This is a genomic window from Microbacterium sp. (assembly GCF_040394595.1).
GTDB lineage: Bacteria > Actinomycetota > Actinomycetes > Actinomycetales > Microbacteriaceae > Microbacterium.
This window is the reverse complement of record NZ_JBEBSA010000022.1, coordinates 11733-32016: the sequence shown is the minus strand read 5'-3', so window position 1 is coordinate 32016 and position 20284 is coordinate 11733. Positions and strand designations below refer to the sequence as shown.

The following is a 20284-nucleotide window of genomic DNA, read 5'->3' as shown; positions in this document are numbered from 1 at the left end:
AGCGGCGCAGGAAGCTGCGGGTGTGGACGCTGAGGGTCCAGAAGCACCCGGAACGAAGCCGGCGCTGTCCGATCCCGATTCGATCCCTGGGCCGCCGCATCCGGTGAACTGGAACCTGCTGACCGCCGACGAGGCCGGGGCCGAATGGCTCGAACTCGACCGGTGGGTGAACTGGCTCCGCCACACCTACGGCCTCTCTGCGAACGTCATTCCGCCGTTCTGGCACCGACACCCCGAATTGCTCTGGGAACTGTCCGCATTGCACCTGCACTGGCTGTGCGCGTATGACCCGGATCAGAACGGTTCCGCGCCGATCGGCTGGCATCGCGATTTCGTCGATGCCATGCAGCGGCTCCGCGACTGGGTCGCAGGCTCCGTCACTCGGTTGGACCGCGACCGTCCCACCCGGCAAACCGTCTGGCCCGGTGAGAAGTCTGCACCGCCGGTGGAGGATGTCGTGATCCTGGATCGGGCGGCGGACTTCGATGCGTTCGTCACCGCTGACATCGCCCAGCGCCAGGCGGCCGAAGACGCCTTCTACGCGAGTCTCGACGATGAACGCCCCAACAGCGCTTGACCACGGCGTCAACCCCGTCGAGGCCCTGTGGTGCGCGCGGGATGTGGCCGAGTTCTTAAACGTCTCCCAAGCCACGCTCTCACGCTGGCGCAGAGAGAAGATCGGGCCGCCATTCCTGCGCGTCGGTGGCCTCTCCCGCTACAACCCGGTCACCGTGCGGGCCTGGGTGACCGAGCAGGAGAACGATCGTTGCTGATCCGCGGAACCGGCGGATGCCACCGGTCGGAGTGAAGCTCACCACCGATGTCGAACGCCGCGTCGATGGGTTCCGTGCCCGCGTCCGATGGACCGACCCCTCCACTCATAAGCGCGTCGGCCGCGTCACCCACGTCCACTCGCAGGAGGAGGTGGAGGAGTTCTTCGACCAGATGCGGGCAGCGACCGAGACCGGCAACGACCCAACCGTCACCCTCACTGACTACGCCGCCTCGATCGGCGACCGGTAGCAGCGCGGCCTGGACCCGACCTCCACCGCCGAACTTTACGACACCGGGCTCCGCCTCCGTGTCCTGCCCGCGCTGGGGCATGTGCGGGTTGCGAAGATCACCGCCGGGATGATCGACCGCACCATCGACGCCTGGGAAGCCGAGCACTCAGCCTCGACGATCAAGAACTCCATCGCACCCCTCGTCCGGGTCCTCGACGAGGCAGTGCGTGATGACGTCATCTCCATCAACCCCGCCAAGCATCGTGCTCGTCGGAATCTCGGCAACAACGTCACCCACACCACAGGAGCGCTGCGTCAATACGCGCTGCCGGATCTGGCGACGCTGCGGAAGCTCGCGAAGGCGTGCGGGAAGGTGCATCAGGCGTATTCCGATCACGTCATGCTCGCCAGCCTTCTAGCCGCCCGTGGGTCGGAAGTCGCCGGCCTCCAAGTCGGTGATGTTGACTGGGAGAACCACATCGTGTGGATCAGACGCCAGCATTACCCCGGCAAAGGTGGCCTCGTCGTCAAGAAGACCAAAGGCCGCAGAGACCGGCCCGTGCCGATGCTCGATGCGCTCGAACCGATCCTCGAACGCCTCACCCAAGACAAGTTGCCCGAAGCTCCGCTCCTGCGCGGGCCACGCGGAGGCGTACTCACCACAGCGACGGTGCGGGATGCGACTCACTGGGATGATCTCGTCGCGGGGCTCGGGTTGCCGGACCTCACCCGGCACGGTCTGCGGCACACGGGTGCGACGTGGATGGCCGACGCCGGCATCGCCCTCCATGTGCTCCAGGAGATCCTCGGGCATCAGTCGATTGAGACGACCAAGGGGTATCTCCACCCCGACCATCGACACCTCGCCGAAGCTGCGAGGCAGGCCAATCAGTTTCTCTCCAAGACCCCGCAGAGGAAGGACGCGAGCCGCCGCGACGGACCCCGCTTGTGACCGCTTCTGGACCCGCGCTCCGACCCTCTCACAGGGGCCGGAGCACCGTCGCGCCCGCGTTCTGGTGCACCTCTTGGTCACCTTTTGGTGCACTCCACGGCCGACGAGGCCGAACGGAAGTGGACCAATCGGCGAACGAGCAGAGAGGGCGGATCGGGGAAGTGGACCAGCCAGTGACCACGTCCAGATACGACGAAGCCCCGGTGAAAATTGCTTCTCACCAGGGCTTTTTGTCGGGCTGACAGGATTTGAACCTGCGACCCCTTGACCCCCAGTCAAGTGCGCTACCAAGCTGCGCCACAGCCCGTGGCAGTCCGCACCGAAGCGCGGGCAACTCCCCTAGCTTAGCCGACGCGACGGACCACTGCGAACCACCCGACCTCGCGCGTGCCGTTGTCGATGTCGGAGGCGCGGCGTACCGTGCTGGCATGGCGACCATCACCACGGAACGAGCCACCATCGCGCGGTGGGACGACGTGCAGCATTCGATCACCGGGGGCGGCGACGGCGCATCATGCCAGTGCATCTGGCCGGTGCTGCGCAACAAGGACTGGAACAGCACCACGCTCGATCAGCGTCGGGAGATGTTCCGCGACGAGATCGAGGCGGGGCCGCCACCGGGAATCGTCGCATACATCGACGGAGAGGCCGCCGGGTGGATCCGCATCGGCCCACGAACCCGCCAAACCCGGCTCGAGTACACACGCACGATCGCCGCCGCCACCTCCGAGCCGTTCGACGACGAGACCGTATGGGCGGTGACCTGTTTCGTGGTGCGTCGGGAGCACCGCGGGAAGGGGCTGAACGCCGCGCTGCTCGAGGCCGCCGTCGACTACGCCCGAGAGTCCGGCGCCCGCATCATCGAGGCCTATCCGGTCGATACCGGAGGGAGGCGCCAGCACGCGAACGAGATGTTCCACGGGATGCTCTCGACCTTCCACACCGCAGGATTCCACCAGACCGGCGAGCTCAAACCGGGGAGGCCGCTGGTCACCCTGACACTCTGATTCCCTGTATCGCGCCATACGATGGGAGGATGCCGCGACGCACTGCTGCCCGCTTCATCGCGTGGGTTCCCTACATCACCCTCGCGGTGATCCACGTCGTCGCCCTCGCCGTGCAAAGTCCCGTTGCACCGCCCACCAAGATGACGCTGATGCCGCTCCTCGCGGTGCCTGTGCTGGTCACGGCTCCCCGTATCCGCCCACGCGCGGTGCTGATCCTGCTGCTCGGCGCACTGCTCTTCTCCTGGCTCGGCGACGAGGCCGGAACACTCTTCCCCTTCGCCCCCGAGCTGCCGCTGATGCTGCTCTTCTTCGGCATCGCCCACATTGCATACATCGTGCTGTTCGCACGCCACCTTCGCGTGCGCCGCCTCCCCTGGTGGACGCTTGTCTACGCCGCCTGGTGGATCGGCATGATCGTCTTCCTCGGACCGCACACCGGACCGCTCCTCATCGGCGTCGCCCTCTACGGACTCGTCCTCGCCGGCACCGCGACCATGTCCGCCCGCTGCCACCCGATCGTCGCCGTCGGCGGTGCCTTCTTCCTGCTGAGCGACTCGATCCTCGCGTTCCGACTCTTCCTCCCCGACGCCATGCCGCAGTGGACCAGCCCCGCTGTGATGCTCACCTACACGCTCGGCCAGGGCCTCATCATCGCGGGCGCGCTCCACACCCTCCGGAAGAAGAATCAGCCATGACGGGCACCTCGGCACGTGTCGACAGCTGGCTGTGGGCGGTACGCATCTACAAGACGCGATCGGCCGCGACCACTGCATGCCGCGCAGGGCATGTCCGCGTCAACGGAGAGAAGACCAAGGCCGCGCAAGCCCTGAAGGTCGGTGACGAGCTGCGCGTGCGCATCGCCGGTTTCGATCGGATCCTCGTCGTACGGCAGCTCCTCACCAAGCGCGTCGGCGCGCCGCTCGCGGTCGCCGCCTACGAGGATCGGACGCCGCCGCGCGAGCCCGTCGCCCTCGTCGCGGTGCGGGACCGGGGCGCGGGACGCCCGACGAAGCGCGAACGCCGCGACATCGACCGACTCCGCGGACGCGAACAGCAAGACTGACCGCAGCTGGGCACTTTCGCCCTGTGCACAACTTTCGAGGCTTCTTCGCCATCCGAGATACCGTGTGCGCGTGACCCGTCCGAAACACCCTCTCCTGTTCGCCTTCGCTGCCGTGTGCGCGACGGCGACGCTCGCCGCCTGCTCACCCGCTCCGGAACCGACGCCGACGAAGACGCCGATCTTCGCCTCCGAGGAGGAGGCGTTCGAGGCGGCCGAGGCGACGTATCAGGCATACACGGACGCGACGAACGCGACCAACCTGAGCGATCCCAAGACGTTCGAGCCAGTATTCGACTGGCTGACCGGATCGGCTAAGGCTGCGGAGCAACGAAACTACAGTTTCTACTACGCGGAGGGAGTTCGAAGGTCAGGAATCACAAGCATCGATACCTTTACTCCGATCAAGTTTGAGGTCAACAAGGTGGAGGCGAAGCTATGTGCCGACGTTTCAAATGTGGATCTGATCGACAGCGGTGGCAGATCGCTTCTGCCCACAGGGCGCGCTACTCGAGTTCCAATCGGGGTCATATTCGTCGGGGCGCCAACTTCAACCGGACTTTGGATTCAATCCAATTATCGCCCTGAGGACTTCAAGTGTTGATTCTCGCTCCGCTAGTGATCTCCTTCACGATGTCGATAGTGCCATCGATATCCGCGCCTCCGGGGGACGAATCGGGCGGTCTCTCATCAGCCTGGGCTATTGATGAAGCCGGGCGGGGCGTAGATGTTTCGGGACGACAAACCCGATCGGGCGGAACTGAACATTCGCTGCCGAGTACCTCCGGCTCCCAACCCCGCAACAGCGGCCCTTCCGGTCCCGCCCGCTACATCCCGAAGTGGGACGATTCCGCCACCACTCGCTTCTCGCAGTGCTATTCCTCGTGGGATCAGTCCCGAAGCTGCTTCGATCAGGCCAACGCCCCCAGAGACCCGAAGAAGCCGACGCCGAAGACCGAGAGCCCGGCGGAAGCGCCGACGATCACACTGACAGATCTCGTGCGCTTCTCCCCCGCACCGAGCGTGTTCCGCGGGGAGCCGGACAATCTGGGCGTCGCCGGCCTTCCGATGAACCTCGTCGCGACGGCCTCCGCGCAGACGCAGCAGGGCGATCTGTTCGGCTTCCCGATCCGGGTGCGGTTCACCCCGGTCGAGTACGTGTTCGTGCACGGCGACGGAAGCACGGCGACGCACCGGCAGGGCGGAGCGACCTGGGCCGCGCTCAAGCAGGCGCCGTTCACACCGACCGCGACCAGCCACGTCTACGCCGACAGAGGGACCTACGCCGCTCGGGTCGATGTCCGCTACCGCGCGGAGATCGACCTCGGAACCGGATGGCAGCCTGTCGACGGGCTGCTGACCTCAACCGGCCCGACACAGGACGTGCGCATCTTCGAGGCGCGCACCGCCCTCGTCGCCCATACCTGCCAGGAGACGCCGCAGGCCCCTGGGTGCTGAACTAGGCGGGCGCCCCGTCCAGTTCCCGCAGCAGCCACCCGGCCGACTCCACCCGCGCGCCGATCGATACCGCCCGCGCCTGGAGCCCCCGATCGCTCGTCGCGACGATCGTCGTCGCGCCGGCACCGACCAGTCGGGTGGCCTCCGCGATGACGGCATCGTCGCCGTGTCCTTCCGCGCGGACCAGCCGCAGTCCGCCGGAGCGACCCGGCACCGCCCGGGCGGCGCCCTCGACCACGACGACGACCTCCGGATACCAGCGATCCGCCCCGAGACCCGATCCCGGCCCCGAAAGCCCGCCGCACCGCCAGGCATCCACTCGGTCGAGCAGTCGATCCGCGGCTCCCGCGCGATCCTTCCACCAGCCGTCCGGCACCGATCCGATCACGTTGGCCACGTCGATGACGACCGCCGGCCTGGTCTTCAGCAGTTCGCGCAGCCGGGGCCATGCGTCGGCGAATCCGGGATGCAGCGGCCTGGCATCGACCTCGTCGATCGGCACCCACTCCAGCGCCACGCTCTCGGGGTCGCTGATCACCGGCTCGAAGGACTCGACGACATCGGCGACGACCGTCGTGTACGACCAGATGCCCAGGTCGAGCACGCTCGAGAATCGTGCCCGCAGAGCGCCGTCCGGGATCCCGGCCTCCTCCTGCGCCTCGCGCAGTGCGCCATCGAGCGCCGACTCGCCCTGATGCCTGGCACCGCCGGGCAGGCCCCATGTGCCGCCGAAGTGGCTCCACGACACCCGATGCTGCATCAGCACCCCGCGCGCCGCGTCGACGGCGAGGATGCCCGCCGCACCGAACCGGCCCCAGTACCGCTCCCCCGACTCCGCCACGACCCAGGCATCACCCGGATCGCGCGGACCTTCCGGACGTCGCGGTTCGCCGGGCTCAGGAGGAACGATCGTCACCCTTCCAGCCTTTCACAGCTCCCCCGTCCCGGCCATGACTGCGACGGCTCATGACCGTCCCTGCCCGGAGCGGATCGCCACCGGTTTCGTGCACGTTCTGCATCCACCCCGACGCTCTGCACCCGAAACCCCACCGATCCGCATGCCGAACGTCACCCCGGGTGCAGAACGTCGCACCCGCCGGAACACCTCAGATCCAGAAGCCGCCGGAAGCGGACAAAGGGCGGATGCCGGACTCGAGCCGGCATCCGCCCTCGGATCAGAAGGCCTCAGACCCCCGCACCGGCGCGCAGACGCGACGCGGCGAGCTCTTCGGCGGCGGCGAGCGGGGTGATCCCACGCACCTCGGCGTCGTCGAGGATGCGGCGCACGGTGTCACCGATGCCCGAGACCTTCGCCATGATCTCCTCGCTCGATCCGATCTGCTTCGCCTCGAGGTCGAGGTAGATCACACCGCCGGCGTTGACCACGAAGTCCGGGGCGTAGAGGATGCCTCGTCCGGCGAGGCGCTCCGCACCGGAGTGCTCGGCGAGAGGGTTGTTCGCGGGGCCGCAGACGGCCTTCACGTCGAGGGCGTCGATGACCTCGTCGGTCAGCACGCCGCCGATGCCCGCCGGCACGAAGACGTCGCCCGCGACCAGGTGCTCGGATCCGGGCTCGACCCAGGTCGCGCCGAGGTCGGCCGCGAAGGCCTGCCGAGCGGGGTTGATGTCGGTCACCGTGAGCACGGCCCCGTCATCGGCGAGCCGCTGCGCGAGGCGTCCGCCGACCTGCCCGAGGCCCGAGATTGTGATCCGGCGCCCCGCGGCGTCCGCGGTGCCGGTCAGGCGCTCGAGCACTGCGCGCAGCGACTCGTACACGCCGAGGCTCGTGGGGCCGGCCGGCTCTCCGGAACCGCCGACCGTCGAGGGCAGACCCACGACGTGGGCGGTGCGCTCGCTCACCGTGAGCATGTCGTCGGTGGTGGAGCCGACGTCCTCCGCCGTGCGGTACGTCCCGCCGAGAAGCTCGACCGCGTCGCCGAGGTCGAGGAACGCGTCGCGGCGGCGATCCGCGTCGAGGGTCTCGCCGGGCTCCAGCCGGATCACCGACTTCCCGCCGCCGGCGTCGAGGCCCGCCGCCGCGTTCTTGAGCGTCATCGCCGCAGACAGGCGCAGCGCATCGCCGAGCGCATCGCTCCAGTGCGGGTAGGTCCACAGGCGGGCGCCGCCGAGCGCCGAGCCGAGCACCGAGGAGTGCAGCGCGACGGCCATGAACAGTCCGCTCCGCGGCCCCGTGATCACCTCCACGCGCTCGTGGGAGAAATCGGGCAGGGGCAGGGTATGCGTCATCGCGTCCTCTTTCGGCGGGCCTTGTGGGCTTGCTCTGGCGGATGCGGCGGATCGCCGTCATCCGGCTCCCATTCTGCCGCACCCCGACCGGTCGTTCAGCCTCCGGTCCGGACAGATCCGCAGCACGCGGGCTGTCCGAAGCCACAACGCGGAGTGCTCAGAGTTCGTCGAAGTGCCAGGACGCCAAGTGCTTGAGCTCCTTCGCGGCCTGCCAGGGACCGCGCTCGGGCAACGCCTCGTCCGCCCGCGGCGTCGGAGCACCTTGCGCCACGCGCCGCACCCAGGGCGTCTTCTCGAGGGAGTGGACGTGCTGCACGTCGCGTCCGCTCGCCCTCGGCTGCCCGACCAGCGTCAGCACCGAGGCGTCCGGCATCTCCGGGAACACCCCGGCGAGGAACTCGACCTTCGCATAAGGGCGGTCGCGCGTGGTCATGATCTCGTGCACGTATACGGTCACCCAGGCGTCCGGCCGTACACGCAGCGCCCACACATCGCCCTGCGCCGCGGGGCCGTCCCCGACCGATCCGACGACCCGGGAAGAGGCGGGAGTCAGCGCCCGCATCCGGGCGGAGAGGCCTCCGGGGATCGTCTCCTTCGCCGGCGGCACGAGCCTCGGGCGCGGCTCGCCCAGGTCCACCTCGGGGATGTCGAGGAAGCCGAACAGCTGCGCGAAGACGTCGTCCCTCCACCCCCGGTCGCCGACGCCGGTGTCCCACCACGCGAGCGGCGCCTGCGGTTCCACCCGCACGTTCGGCCGCTGGTCCCGCTCCCGATACGTCGTGAACCGCTCCGCCAGTCCCGGCCGCTCGGGCGGGGCCAGCACGCCGATGAGCGCCAGCGTCTCGAGGAACCCGACGGCCTCATACCGATCGAGCGGGAAGAGCTTCGCCGACCGGATCGCGGCCGCGGCGCGGGCATGCCTCGTCTGCGGAGGCAGGTCCTTGATCACCGCGCGGACGGCGCCGAGCATCCACCGGTCCGACTCCGTCGCCGACGGGCGCCCCTCCCCGGCCGCACGCAGCGCGAAGCCCGCCGCAGCGGGATCGCCGTCGAGCGGAGTCGTCCCGCTCATCCGCGACGCCCACTCCTCCACGAGCTGCCGTCGGCCGGCGCGCCATCCGCACACCGCGCACAGCTCCGCGGAGTCCTCGCTCCACGGCATCAGCTCATGCGCGGGCATCGCCCGTGCGAACAGCACGGCGGGCAGCATGCTGCGCCATGCGCCCGGCGCCGACCACAGCGACGCCGTGAACGCGTCGGCGGCCTCGTCCACGGTCCACCTCGCGGCGCCGGCCTCCAGCCGCTCGACGCACGCGGAGTGGTCCACCAGGTCGACGGCGTCCGGGTCGAGCCCCGCCGCACGCAGCCTTTCCGACAGCGGAGCGAGACCCGGCTCGCGCTCCGGCCGGAACCGGCTCATGCCGGCCTCGGCATCCCATTCGTACGGCACCCTCCTGCGGATCACCCGCCAGGCGGCGAGCAGCTCCCGAGCCTCCGGGTCGTGCGTGACGGGAAAGGTCGCGACCATGGCGAACGCTAGCGCTGCCGGCGCTCGCGCACCCGCATGTTGATGACGATCGGCGTGCCCTCGAAGTCGTACAGCTCGCGCAGCCGACGCTGGATGAAGCGACGGTACCCGGGGTCGAGGAATCCGGTCGTGAACAGCACGAATGTCGGCGGCCGGGTCGACGCCTGCGTGCCGAACAGGATGCGCGGCTGCTTGCCACCCCGCAGCGGGTGCGGATGGGCGGCGACGAGCTCGGTCAGGAAGGCGTTGAACTTGCCGGTCGGGATGCGACGGTCCCAGTTCTCCAGCGCCGTCTCCAGGGCGGGCACGAGCTTGTCGAGGTGACGTCCCGTCCTGGCCGAGATGTTCACCCTCGGCGCCCAGGCGATGTGGGCGAGGTCCTGCTCGATCTCGCGCTCGAGGTACCGGCGACGATCGATGTTCTCCATGTCGTCGTCGAAGAGCCGGTCCCACTTGTTGTATGCGATCACGAGGGCGCGCCCCGACTCGAGCACCATGTCGATGATGCGCACGTCCTGCTCGCTGATGGTCTCGGAGACGTCGAGCACGACGACCGCGACCTCGGCCTTCTCCAGTGCGGCCGAGGTGCGCAGCGAGGCGTAGAAGTCCGCCCCCTGCTGCAGATGCACGCGGCGACGGATGCCGGCGGTGTCGACCAGCCGCCACAGCTTGCCGCCGAGCTCGACGATCTCGTCCACGGGGTCGCGAGTGGTGCCGGCGAGGTCGTTGACCACGACGCGCTCCTCCCCGGCGGCCTTGTTCAGCAGCGAGGACTTGCCCACGTTCGGACGGCCGAGGATCGCGACGCGTCGGGGCCCGCCGATCTCGTGCGCAGCGACGGCCGAGACGTCGGGCAGCTTCTCCATCACGGCGTCGAGCAGGTCGGCGACCCCCCGCCCGTGGATCGCCGACACCGGATGCGGCTCGCCGAGGCCGAGGTTCCACAGGGCCGCGGCCTCGGGCTCCTGCCGCGCGTCGTCGATCTTGTTCGCGACGAGGAACACGGGCTTGCCGCTCTTGCGCAGCAGCTTCACCACGTGCTCGTCGGTCGAGGTGGCGCCGACCTTGGCGTCGACGACGAACAGCACCAGGTCGGAGAGGTCGATCGCGACCTCCGCCTGCGCAGCCACCGAGCGGTCGATGCCCCTGGCATCGGGCTCCCAGCCGCCGGTGTCGACCAGCGAGAAGCGCCGGTCCATCCACTCCGCCTTGTAGGTCACCCGGTCGCGGGTGACGCCCGGGGTGTCCTCGACGACCGCCTCGCGGCGCCCGAGGATGCGGTTCACCAGCGCGGACTTGCCGACATTCGGCCGCCCGACGATCGCGACCACCGGGAGGGCGGGGAGGTACTCGATCCCGTCCTCGCCGAGGGTCACCCCGGCGAGGAGGGCGTCGTCCTCGTCCTCCAGCTCGTAGTCCGCGAGCGACGCGCGCAGCGCGTCCGCCCGCTGGTCGGCGAGCTGCTCGTCGAGCGCCGCCATCTTCTCGGCGAGCTGGTCGGGCGCGCCTTCGTATTCCTCATCAGCCATGTCGTTCTCCTCGGCGCTCGGCGATCACCGCGAGCACCGCGGCGATCGTCTGAGCGAAATCAAGTTCGGAGGAGTCGACCACATCGACTCCGGGGGCCGCGGTGAGGAAGTCCACCACCGCGCTGTCCTTGGCATCGCGCTGATGCAGGGCGGTCGCGACGGCGGCGGCGTCCTCGCCGCTCAGCTCTGCGGCGCGGCGGGCGGCGCGCACCTCCGGCGCTGCCGTGAGCAGGATCCGCACCGGGGCGTCCGGAGCCACCACCGTGGTGATGTCGCGTCCTTCGACCACCACGGCGTCATAGGGCGCCTCGGCGACCATCCGCCGGAACGCCTCGTTCACCTGCGCGCGCACCGCGGGCACCCGCGCCACGCCGCTCACGGCCGCGGACACGCGCGGTTCGCGGATCGCCTCGGTCACGTCCACATCGCCGACGTGCACACGGCGATCGTCCGGGTCCAGCCCCTGCCGCAGCGGGAAGTCGGATGCCGCGGCGAGCACCGCCTGCTCGTCCGAGGTGTCGGCGCCGCGGTCGAGCACGTGCCAGGCCAGCGCCCGGTACGCCGCGCCCGTGTCGAGGTAGCCGTAGCCCTCGCCGCGCGCGACCGCCTTCGAGACGCTCGACTTCCCGGAGCCCGCGGGCCCGTCGATCGCGATGAACTTCGCCGCATCAGTCATTGGTGTTCCCCGCGATCCGCCAGTCACGCGCTTCGAGGCCCTCGATGGCGCCGCGCAGCGCGGCGGGCGCCACGCTGATCTCGGCGAGGCCGAACTGCGCTCCGGGCGAGTGCTCCAGACGGAGGTCCTCCACGTTCACCCCGAGCTCTCCGAGATCGGAGAAGAGGCGGGCCAGCTGACCCGAGGTGTCGTCGACCATCACGACGAGCGTCTCGAACCGGCGGTTCTGCCCGTGCTTGCCCGGCAGACGCTCCACGCCCTCGTTGCCCTGCCTGATCGCATCGGCGACCGTACGCCGTGAGCCCGGGGCGTCCGGGTCGCGTAGCGCGGCCGACACCTCACGAAGGTCCTCGGCGAGTGCATCGAGGACGTCCACCACCGGAGCGGCGTTGGCACCGAGGATCTGCACCCACAGCTCAGGGGCCGAGGCCGCGATGCGCGTGGTGTCGCGCACGCCGGGGCCGGCGAGCCGCAGGGACCCCTCGTCGGCGTCGGCGAGGCGCGCGGCGAGGAGGCTCGCCACCACCTGCGGCACATGGGAGGTGAGGGCGACCGAGCGGTCGTGCTCCTCGGGCGTCATCTCCAGGGGCATCGCGCCGACGTCGAGCGCCAGCGCCTCGACGAGTGCGAGGTCGGCGCCGCGGGTCTCCTCGTCGCGGCAGACCACCCAGGGCCGCCCGATGAAGAGGTCGGCGCGGGCCGAGATCGCTCCCCCGCGCTCCCGCCCGGCCAGCGGGTGCGAGCCGATGTAGCGCGTGAGGTCCACGCCGCGATCGCGCAGCGCACGGTAGGGCTCGAGCTTCACGCTCGCGACGTCGGTGACCACGGCCCCGGGGAAGCGCGAGAGCTCCTCCTCGATCACATCGGCGGTCACGTCCGGCGGCACGGCCACCACGATCAGGGCGGGCGCGTCGTCCTCGCGCGCAGCGCGCCCGGCGCCGTAGTCGATCGCGAGCCGGAGCTGGGCGGGCGAGGCATCGGAGAGCACGACGTCCACGCCCTTCGCGCGCAGCGCGTGTCCGATGCTGGCGCCCAGCAGCCCGGAGCCGACGACGCGCACGGTGCCGCTGAGACGCGCGGCGACGCCGCCCGCCGACTTCGCGGTGGCGTCCGTCGGTGCGTCCGAGGTGTCGCTCACTGGTTCTCCTGCATTCCGCCGTCTCGCTCAAGGCCCGCATCCGCAGGGGACTCCCCGCGCGACAGGGTCAGCAGAGCGCCGCGTTCGATTTTAGTCAGTTCCCGGCTCTGACCGGCCGGGAGCGTTCCCAGGTGCAGCGGGCCGAACTGCCGGCGCACGAGCTCGTCGACCGGATGCCCGACGGCGGCCATCATGCGGCGCACGATGCGGTTGCGGCCGGAGTGCAGCGTGAGCTCGACCATGCTGGAGCCCTGGCCGGCCCGTGAGGTGTCGAGCAGCCGCGCCTTGTCGGCCTGGATGAATCCGTCCTCGAGGTCGAAGCCGCGGGTGAGCTTCGCGATGGTCTGGGGCGTGACGATGCCGTGCACCTTCGCGATGTAGACCTTCGTCACCCCGAACGAGGGGTGCGCGAGCACATGGGCGAGTTCCCCGTCGTTGGTGAGCACGAGCAGGCCGCTCGTCTCAGCATCCAGACGGCCGACGTTGTAGAGCCGCTCGTCGTACTCCTTCGTGAAGCGACGGAGATCGGGGCGCCCGCGCTCGTCCTTCATCGAGCTGACGACTCCGGTGGGCTTGTTGAGCATCACATAGCGCTTGGAGACGTCCAGCTGGACGGCCGTGCCGTCCACGTCGACGAGGTCGCTCTCGGGATCGATGCGGGTGCCGAGCTCGGTGACCGTGCTCCCGTTCACCCGGATGCGGCCCTCGACGATGTACTGCTCGACCACCCGGCGTGAGGCGACACCGGCGTTCGCCAGCGCCTTCTGCAGGCGCACGCCCCCGGCACCGCCGTCCTTCTCCGCATCCGTCATGCCCGCTCCTCCCGCCGTTCTCCGTCTATTCGGCGCAAAGTTCCATTATCCCGTGCCGATTCCGGTACTTTGCGCCGAATAGACGCAGCGGGACGCTCATCGCGCCAGGCCCTCGTCGAAGCCGTCGGCGCCGTCGTCGAGCAGCGGGGAGATCGGCGGCAGCTCGTCGAGCGAGTTGATGCCGAGATGCTGCAGCAGCTGCTCCGTCGTGCCGTAGTTGATCGCCCCGGTCTCGGAGTCGGCGAACAGTTCCGTGATCAGGCCGCGCGCGAGGAGCGTGCGCACCACGGAGTCCACGTTGACCGCACGGATCGACGCCACCTGTCCGCGGGTCACGGGCTGCTTGTAGGCGATCACGGCGAGGGTCTCCAGGGCGGCCTGCGAGAGTCGCGCGGGCGCCTGTCCCCCCACGAAGTCGGCCACGAGGCCGTCGTGGTCCTCGCGCACGTAGAGCCGCCACCCCCCGCCGACCTCGCGCAGCTCGAAGCCGCGACGCGGTCCCTTCCCGAGCCCGTCGTAGTCCTCGACCAGGGTCTCGAGCCCCTGACGCACGGCCGGCACCGGCGACCCCACGGCCGCGGCCAGGGCGACGAGCCCGATCGGCTCGTCGACGATCAGCAGGATCGCCTCCAGACGCTCGGTGAGGGGCGTGTCGTAGACGCGCTGCTCCTCGGCGTCCTCGATCCCGGCCGTCGGCGCTTCATCGGTCATAGTCGGCTCCCAGCGTCGCGAGCATCTCGTCGGACCAGCTCTCGGCGGCCCAGCGCAGCGTCAGCTCGCCGAGCGGCTCCAGCTGCTCGAACGAGAGCGCCGCATGTCGGTACAGTTCCAGCACGGAGATGAACCGCGCCACCACGATCCCCGGCTCCGTGGATCCGGCCACCAGCTCGCGGAAGGTCAGGGTGGCGGTGCCGCGCAGCATCGTCACGACGATCGCCGCCTGCTCGCGGATGCTGACCAGCGGCGCGTGCAGATGGTCGAGCCCGACCGCGGGGATCTCCTTGGGCGCGAAGGCCAGCAGCGCGAGCGCGGCGAAGTCCTCGGGGCTGAGCGACCAGACCAGCTCAGGCGTCTTGCGGCGGTGCTTCTCGTCGAGCGGCACGGCCCGCACGTGCCGGCCCTCCTCGCGCTGCAGACAGCGGGAGAACCAGACCGAGACCTCCTTGAAGGCCCGGTACTGCAGGAGCCGGGCGAAGAGCAGGTCGCGCGCCTCGAGCAGCGCCACGGACTCCGCGTCGACGAGCTCGCCCTGCGGGAGGAGCCCCGCGACCTTCATGTCGAGCAGCGTCACCGCCACCACGAGGAACTCCGACGCCTGATCGAGCTCCTCCTCGCCGTCGAGGTCCTTGAGGTAGGCGATGAACTCGTCGGTGACCTTGCTCAGCGACACCTCGGTGATGTCGAGCTCGTGCTTGGTGATGAGGCTCAGGAGGAGGTCGAAGGGGCCGTCGAAGTTCGACAGCGACACACGGAAGCCGTGCGGATCGTCCTCGGGAGGCGTCTCGCCGTCCACCGGGTCGGAGGCCGGGGAGGACGTCGCCTCGGCATCCGGGACGACCGGGGTCTCCTCGCTAGGCGACGGCGCCACGGGCGACCAGCTCCCGCGCCAGTCGCAGGTACGCCTGTGCGGCGGCGTGCTCCGGAGCGAACTCGGTGATGGGGACCCCCGAGACCGAGGCGTCCGGGAACTTCACGGTGCGGCCGATCACGGTCTCGAGCACGTCGTCGCCGAAGGCCTCGACGACCCGCTCGAGCACCTCGCGGGAGTGCAGCGTGCGCGGGTCGTACATCGTCGCGAGCACGCCGTCGAGCGTGATCGACGGGTTCAGGCGATCACGCACCTTGTCGATGGTCTCGATGAGCAGCGCCACGCCGCGCAGCGCGAAGAACTCGCACTCCAGCGGGATGAGCACGCCGTGCGCCGCGGTGAGCGCATTGACCGTGAGCAGCCCGAGCGAGGGCTGGCAGTCGATGAGGATGACGTCGTAGTCGCCGGCGACCTGTCGGAGCACGCGAGAGAGGATCGTCTCGCGGGCGACCTCGTTGACGAGGTGCACCTCGGCCGCGGACAGGTCGATGTTCGCGGGGATCACGTCGAGGTTCTCGACCGACGAGGGCACGATGACCTCGCGCGCATCGCGCTTGGTGTCCAGCAGCAGGTCGTAGATCGTCGGGATGTCGTGGGTCTGGATTCCCAGCCCCGCCGAGAGGGCTCCCTGCGGATCGAAGTCCACGGCGAGCACCTTCCGGCCGTAGTCGGCGAGCGCCGCGGCCAGATTGATCGACGTGGTCGTCTTGCCGACCCCGCCCTTCTGGTTGCAGAGGGCGATGATCCGCGCGGGGCCGTGGGAGGTCAGCGGGGCGGGCACCGCGAAGCCGTGATAGGGACGACCGGTCGGCCCCATGGGCGTGTCGTCGCTCTTCTGCGTCTTCGCCCTGGTCTTCGCCGCTTTCTCAGCCACCGGTTCTCCTGCTCGTCGTGCCCTGTCGATTGTATCGATCCGGCCGCGACAGTCACCCCCGGCGCGCGGCGCGCTCCCGTGCTGCCGCGACGAGACCGTCGAACACCCCCGGGTCGTCGGCGGTCTCGGGATGCCACTGCACCCCGATCGCGAACCGGTCGTCCTCCGCCTCCATCGCCTGCGCCACGCCGTCGGCGTCCCGCGCGACGATCCGGTACCCGGGGTGCTCCGCCACCGCCTGGTGGTGGTGGCTCGGCACGACGAGCTCGTCCGCGAGCAGGTCCGCGACCCGGCCCGTGCCGTCCACGCTCACCTCGGTGCGGCTGTATCCGTCGGACGGCCCGGCGTGATGCGCGTGCCCGACGAGGTCCGGGAGATGCTGCACGAGCGACCCGCCCGCGGCCACGGCCATCATCTGCATCCCCCGGCAGATCCCGAGCACCGGAAGCCGCACCCGGTCCGCCTCGGCGAGCAGCCAGAGCTCCCAGGCGTCCCGGTCGTCGTACCAGATGACGACGTTCTCCTCCGGACGCTGACCGTAGCGCTCCGGATTGATGTCGGCGCCGCCGGCGATGAGCAGCCCGTCGAGTCGCGGCAGCACGGCCCGCGCAGCATCCGCGCTCGCGAGCGGCGGGAGGAGCACCGGCGCCCCTCCCGCGCGCTCGACCGACAGCGCGTAGTCGCTCGGCAGCAGGTCGGCCGGGACGTCCTTCCAGGCGCCCCAGCTCGCCGGCTGCCGGTAGGTGGTGATGCCGATGACCGGCGCCGCCGCGGGGACGGTCTCACTCAAAGTCCGCCTCCAACGGCGTGACGTAGGCGTTGGAGAGACCGCCGTCCACGAGGAAGTCCATCGCGGTGATGAAGCTCGACTCGTCGCTGCCGAGGAACGCAACCGCGTTCGCGATCTCCTCCGGCTCGGCGAACCGTCCCATCGGCACGTGCACCAGGCGGCGCGCGGCGCGCTCGGGGTCCTTGGCGAACAGCTCCTGCAGCAGCGGGGTGTTCACCGGGCCCGGGCAGAGCGCGTTCACCCGGATGCCCTTGCGTGCGAACTGCACGCCCAGCTCTCGGGTCATCGCGAGCACGCCGCCCTTCGACGCCGTGTAGGAGATCTGCGACGTCGCGGCGCCCATGATCGCGACGAACGACGCGGTGTTGATGATCGATCCGCTCCCCTGCTCGAGCATGTAGGGCAGTACCGCCTTGCAGCAGAGGTACACGCTGGTGAGGTTGACGTCCTGCACCAGGTTCCATGCGTCGATCCCCGTCTTCAGGATCGAGTCGTCGGATGCCGGCGAGATGCCCGCGTTGTTGAACGCGATGTCGATACGGCCGAAGGACTCCTTCGCGGTGCGGAAGAGGTTCTCCACCTCGGCGGCGTCGGTCACGTCCACCTTCACGAACACACCGCCGAGCTCTTCGGCGATGCGCGGGCCGTTCGCCTCGTCGAGGTCGCCGATGACGACCTTCGCGCCCTCGGCGACGAACTTCTTCGCCGTCGCCAGACCGATTCCGCTGCAGCCGCCGGTGATGACGCCGACCTTGCCCTCGAGCTTTCCCATCCTGTGTGGTGCCTTTCTGTGTCAGAGAGTGTGTGGAGTGTGCGGGCTATTCCGCGGTCGAGATGAACACGTTCTTGACCTCGGAGAACGAATCGGGCGCATCCGGTCCGAGCTCCCGGCCGAGGCCGGACTGCTTGAAGCCGCCGAACGGCGTCCAGTACCGCACCGAGGAGTGCGAGTTGACGGAGAGGTTGCCGCTGTCCACGCCCCGGGCCACCCGCAGGGCGCGGCCGATGTCGCGCGTGAAGATCGACCCGGAGAGCCCGTACTCGGTGTCGTTCGCCTTCGCGATCGCATCGGCCTCGTCACGGAACGGCATCACGGCGAGCACGGGGCCGAACAGCTCCTGCGCCCACACCGGATCGTCGGCCCCGCGGGGCAGGACCACGGTCGGGGCGAGCCAGTGGCCGGCTGCCCCGTCGGGGCTCTGGCCGCGGAAGGCGACGTCCGCACCTTCCAGATGCCTCGCCACCGCATCGCGCTGCCCCGCCGAGATCAGGGGGCCCATCTCCGCGTCCTCCGCCGAGGGGTCCTTCACGCGGAAGGCCTCGACGGCCGGCTGCAGCAGTTCCAGGAAACGGTCGTAGACGCTCTGCTGCACGAGGATCCGCGAGCGGGCGCAGCAGTCCTGTCCGGCGTTGTCGAGTCCGGCCGCCGGCGCGGTCGCCGCGGCGAGCTCGAGATCGGCGTCCTCGAAGACGATGTTCGCGTTCTTCCCGCCGAGCTCGAGCGTCAGCCGCTTCACCTGGTCCGCGCACCCGCGCATGATCCCCTTGCCGACCTCGGTCGACCCGGTGAAGCAGACCTTGCGCACCAGGGGATGCGTGACGAAGCGCTCCCCCACGATCCGCCCCTTCCCGGGGATGATCGTCAGCACGCCCTCGGGGATACCCGCCTCCTGCGCCAGCTCGCCGATGCGCATCGCCGTGAGCGGGGTGAGCTCGGCGGGCTTCAGCACCACGGTGTTGCCGGCGGCGAGTGCCGGTCCGAAGCCCCATCCGGCGATCGGCATCGGGAAGTTCCACGGCACGATGATGCCGACCACGCCGAGGGGCTCGTGGAAGGTCACGTCGAGCCCGCCGGGAACGGGGATCTGGCGTCCGAAGTGCCGTTCCGGCGAGGCGCTGTAGTAGTTCAGCACGTCGCGGACGTTGCCGGCCTCCCAGCGCGCATTGCCGATCGTGTGACCGGAGCCCACGACCTCGAGGGCGGCGAGCTCGTCGATGTGCGCGTCGATCACGGCGGCGAACGACCGCATCAGCCGCGCCCGCTCCGCCGGGGCGATCGCACGCCAGGCGGGGAACGCACGGTGCGCGCGCTCGATCGCCGCGTCCGTCTCGGCGAGATCCGCCAGGGGCACGTCGGCGACGGGGGCGCCGGTCGCGGGGTTCAGCACGGTGAAGGTGCCGCCCGCGCCGAACGCGGTGGTGGGGATCCTCATGGTCATAGCCTTTCAGAGCCTCTCGAAGCCGCGGCGCAGTTCCCAGTCGGTGACGGCCGCATCGAAGGCCTCCGTCTCCACGTCCGCGTAGTGCACGTAGTGGCGGACCACGTCCTCGCCGAAGACCTCGGCCGCGATCTCGGAGCTCGCCAGCGCCTCGCGGGCCTCGTGCATCGTGGTCGGTACCGTCGGAGCACCCGACTCGTAGGCGTTGCCGAGCGTCTCGGGCTCGAGCTCGAGCTCGTGCTCGATGCCGTACAGGCCGCCGGCGAGCATCGCGGCGAGGCCGAGGTAGGGGTTCATGTCCCCGCCCGGCAGACGGTTCTCCATGCGCGCGCCGGCGCCGCGCCCGACGAGACGGACCGCGCTGGTGCGGTTGTCGTTGCCCCAGGCGATCGCCGTCGGCGCGAAGGAGCCCTTCACGAACCTCTTGTACGAGTTGATGTTCGGCGCGTAGAACAGCGTGAAGTCGCGCATCGTCGCGAGCACGCCGGCGATGAAGCGGTCGTAGGTCACGGAGCGTCCGCCCGCACCCTCGTCCCAGAACACCAGCTCGTCGTCATCCTTCCCGCGCAGCGACATGTGGACGTGACAGGAGTTCCCCTCGCGCTGGTTCGGCTTCGCCATGAAGGTGATCGACTGCCCGTGCTGACGCGCGAGGTCCTTGGCGAACGTCTTGTAGACCGTGTGGTTGTCCGCCGTGGTCAGCACGTCGTCGTACTTGAAGGCGATCTCGTGCTGTCCGAAATTGCACTCCCCCTTGGCCGACTCCACGGTGAGCCCCGCCTGGTACATCGTGTTCCGGATGTCGCGCAGCAGCGGCTCGACGATGGTGGAGCCGAGCACGGAATAGTCCACGTTGTACCTGTTCGCCGGGACGAGGTCGCGGTATCCGCGGTCCCAGGCCTCGTCGTACGGGGTGTCGAACACCACGAACTCCAGCTCGGTGCCCGCGACCGCCTTCCACCCGTGGGATGCCGCGCGCTCGGTCTGGGCGCGGAGCATCTCCCGCGGCGAGACGCGGATGGCCTGCCCCGCCGTCGTCTTCAGGTCGCACTGGATCATCGCGCTCCCCGGACGGTGCGGCAGCAGACGGATCGTGCCGAGGTCCAGCTCGAACTCCATGTCGCCGTAGCCGGCCTCCCATGAGCTGATCTCGTATCCGTCGACGGTGTTCATGTCCACGTCGACGGCGAGCAGGTAGTTGCACCCCTCCGTGCCGTGCCCCAGCACCGAGTCGAGGAAGAACCGGCCGTGCACGAGCTTGCCCTGCAGCCGCCCCTGCATGTCGGTGAACGCGAGGATGACGGTGTCGATGTCGTCGTCGAGGATGCGCGTGCGCAGCTGCTCGACGGTGAGCATGCGGTCGTTGCGGGGAACGGAGGTGAACTGTTGCATCGGTGGTGTC

At 69.6% G+C, this 20284-nt stretch carries 23 protein-coding genes and 1 tRNA gene; 9 read left to right on the top strand and 15 right to left on the bottom strand.

Annotated elements, in window-relative coordinates:
* Positions 1–22 precede the first annotated feature (22 nt).
* From ABWO84_RS14815 to ABWO84_RS14800, 4 genes are all read left to right on the top strand, one after another.
* Positions 23–577 carry a hypothetical protein gene (locus ABWO84_RS14815; protein ID WP_502915426.1) on the top strand — a complete coding sequence of 185 codons (555 nt, stop codon included), beginning with the start codon at positions 23–25 and terminating at the stop codon, positions 575–577.
* Positions 555–773, top strand: a complete 219-nt coding sequence (locus ABWO84_RS14810; protein ID WP_353115903.1) for a helix-turn-helix domain-containing protein — start codon at positions 555–557, stop codon at positions 771–773. Before ABWO84_RS14815 ends, ABWO84_RS14810 begins: the two co-directional genes overlap by 23 nt.
* Positions 774–789: 16 nt before the next feature.
* A complete protein-coding gene (locus tag ABWO84_RS14805) occupies positions 790–1023 on the top strand; it encodes a hypothetical protein (protein ID WP_353115901.1) in 234 nt (77 codons plus the stop codon).
* 108 nt (positions 1024–1131) lie between these two features.
* Positions 1132–1956 carry a tyrosine-type recombinase/integrase gene (locus tag ABWO84_RS14800; RefSeq protein WP_353115899.1) on the top strand — a complete coding sequence of 275 codons (825 nt, stop codon included), beginning with the start codon at positions 1132–1134 and terminating at the stop codon, positions 1954–1956.
* A gap of 233 nt (positions 1957–2189) precedes the next feature.
* Here ABWO84_RS14800 and ABWO84_RS14795 read toward each other — a convergent pair.
* Positions 2190–2263: transfer RNA gene (locus ABWO84_RS14795), tRNA-Pro, on the bottom strand.
* Between the two features lie 121 nt (positions 2264–2384).
* On the opposite strand from ABWO84_RS14795, the gene ABWO84_RS14790 reads away from it, so the two are divergent.
* The 5 genes from ABWO84_RS14790 (at position 2385) to ABWO84_RS14770 (ending at position 5481) form a co-directional block, all read left to right on the top strand.
* Positions 2385–2963: a GNAT family N-acetyltransferase gene (locus tag ABWO84_RS14790; RefSeq protein ID WP_353115897.1), complete on the top strand. Its 579-nt coding sequence runs from the start codon at positions 2385–2387 to the stop codon at positions 2961–2963.
* Positions 2964–2992: 29 nt separating this feature from the next.
* Positions 2993–3658 (top strand): lysoplasmalogenase family protein, encoded by a 666-nt coding sequence (locus tag ABWO84_RS14785; RefSeq protein ID WP_353115895.1) that lies wholly within the window; start codon positions 2993–2995, stop codon positions 3656–3658.
* Complete coding sequence (locus ABWO84_RS14780; RefSeq protein WP_353115893.1) at positions 3655–4026, top strand: RNA-binding S4 domain-containing protein; 372 nt, start codon at positions 3655–3657, stop codon at positions 4024–4026. The genes ABWO84_RS14785 and ABWO84_RS14780 overlap by 4 nt, the downstream gene beginning before the upstream one ends.
* Before the next feature lie 70 nt (positions 4027–4096).
* The gene (locus ABWO84_RS14775; RefSeq protein WP_353115891.1) at positions 4097–4627 is read left to right on the top strand and encodes a hypothetical protein; all 531 of its coding nucleotides are present in this window, start codon (positions 4097–4099) and stop codon (positions 4625–4627) included.
* 395 nt (positions 4628–5022) lie between these two features.
* Complete coding sequence (locus tag ABWO84_RS14770) at positions 5023–5481, top strand: hypothetical protein (protein WP_353115889.1); 459 nt, start codon at positions 5023–5025, stop codon at positions 5479–5481.
* Position 5482: 1 nt separating this feature from the next.
* On the opposite strand, the gene ABWO84_RS14765 is transcribed toward ABWO84_RS14770, so the two are convergent.
* The 14 genes from ABWO84_RS14765 to ABWO84_RS14700 all read right to left on the bottom strand — a co-directional run bounded on the left by ABWO84_RS14765 (position 5483) and on the right by ABWO84_RS14700 (position 20274).
* Complete coding sequence (locus ABWO84_RS14765; protein ID WP_353115887.1) at positions 5483–6397, bottom strand: NUDIX domain-containing protein; 915 nt, start codon at positions 6395–6397, stop codon at positions 5483–5485.
* A gap of 269 nt (positions 6398–6666) precedes the next feature.
* On the bottom strand, positions 6667–7728 hold the full coding sequence (locus ABWO84_RS14760; RefSeq protein ID WP_353115885.1) for a Glu/Leu/Phe/Val dehydrogenase family protein: 1062 nt from the start codon (positions 7726–7728) through the stop codon (positions 6667–6669).
* A 157-nt stretch (positions 7729–7885) separates the two neighbouring features.
* A complete protein-coding gene (locus ABWO84_RS14755; protein WP_353115883.1) occupies positions 7886–9256 on the bottom strand; it encodes a hypothetical protein in 1371 nt (456 codons plus the stop codon).
* 8 nt (positions 9257–9264) lie between these two features.
* Complete coding sequence (der, locus tag ABWO84_RS14750) at positions 9265–10785, bottom strand: ribosome biogenesis GTPase Der (protein ID WP_353115881.1); 1521 nt, start codon at positions 10783–10785, stop codon at positions 9265–9267.
* Positions 10778–11461, bottom strand: coding sequence for a (d)CMP kinase (gene cmk / locus ABWO84_RS14745; RefSeq protein ID WP_353115879.1), 684 nt, complete (start codon positions 11459–11461; stop codon positions 10778–10780). The genes der and cmk overlap by 8 nt, the downstream gene beginning before the upstream one ends.
* The gene (locus ABWO84_RS14740) at positions 11454–12599 is read right to left on the bottom strand and encodes a prephenate dehydrogenase (RefSeq protein ID WP_353115877.1); all 1146 of its coding nucleotides are present in this window, start codon (positions 12597–12599) and stop codon (positions 11454–11456) included. The genes cmk and ABWO84_RS14740 overlap by 8 nt, the downstream gene beginning before the upstream one ends.
* Entirely contained in the window at positions 12596–13411 is an 816-nt protein-coding gene (locus ABWO84_RS14735; RefSeq protein ID WP_353115875.1) for a pseudouridine synthase, read from the bottom strand. Before ABWO84_RS14735 ends, ABWO84_RS14740 begins: the two co-directional genes overlap by 4 nt.
* Before the next feature lie 96 nt (positions 13412–13507).
* Positions 13508–14122: an SMC-Scp complex subunit ScpB gene (scpB, locus tag ABWO84_RS14730; protein WP_353115873.1), complete on the bottom strand. Its 615-nt coding sequence runs from the start codon at positions 14120–14122 to the stop codon at positions 13508–13510.
* Entirely contained in the window at positions 14112–14999 is an 888-nt protein-coding gene (locus ABWO84_RS14725) for a segregation and condensation protein A (RefSeq protein WP_502915425.1), read from the bottom strand. The genes scpB and ABWO84_RS14725 overlap by 11 nt, the downstream gene beginning before the upstream one ends.
* Positions 14983–15816 (bottom strand): ParA family protein, encoded by an 834-nt coding sequence (locus ABWO84_RS14720; protein ID WP_353115921.1) that lies wholly within the window; start codon positions 15814–15816, stop codon positions 14983–14985. The genes ABWO84_RS14725 and ABWO84_RS14720 overlap by 17 nt, the downstream gene beginning before the upstream one ends.
* A gap of 109 nt (positions 15817–15925) precedes the next feature.
* Entirely contained in the window at positions 15926–16663 is a 738-nt protein-coding gene (locus tag ABWO84_RS14715; RefSeq protein WP_353115871.1) for a gamma-glutamyl-gamma-aminobutyrate hydrolase family protein, read from the bottom strand.
* The gene (locus tag ABWO84_RS14710) at positions 16656–17435 is read right to left on the bottom strand and encodes a 3-oxoacyl-ACP reductase (protein WP_353115869.1); all 780 of its coding nucleotides are present in this window, start codon (positions 17433–17435) and stop codon (positions 16656–16658) included. Before ABWO84_RS14710 ends, ABWO84_RS14715 begins: the two co-directional genes overlap by 8 nt.
* A 46-nt stretch (positions 17436–17481) precedes the next feature.
* Positions 17482–18876, bottom strand: coding sequence for an aldehyde dehydrogenase family protein (locus ABWO84_RS14705; RefSeq protein ID WP_353115867.1), 1395 nt, complete (start codon positions 18874–18876; stop codon positions 17482–17484).
* 12 nt (positions 18877–18888) lie between these two features.
* Positions 18889–20274, bottom strand: coding sequence for a glutamine synthetase family protein (locus ABWO84_RS14700; protein ID WP_353115865.1), 1386 nt, complete (start codon positions 20272–20274; stop codon positions 18889–18891).
* Positions 20275–20284 lie beyond the last annotated feature (10 nt).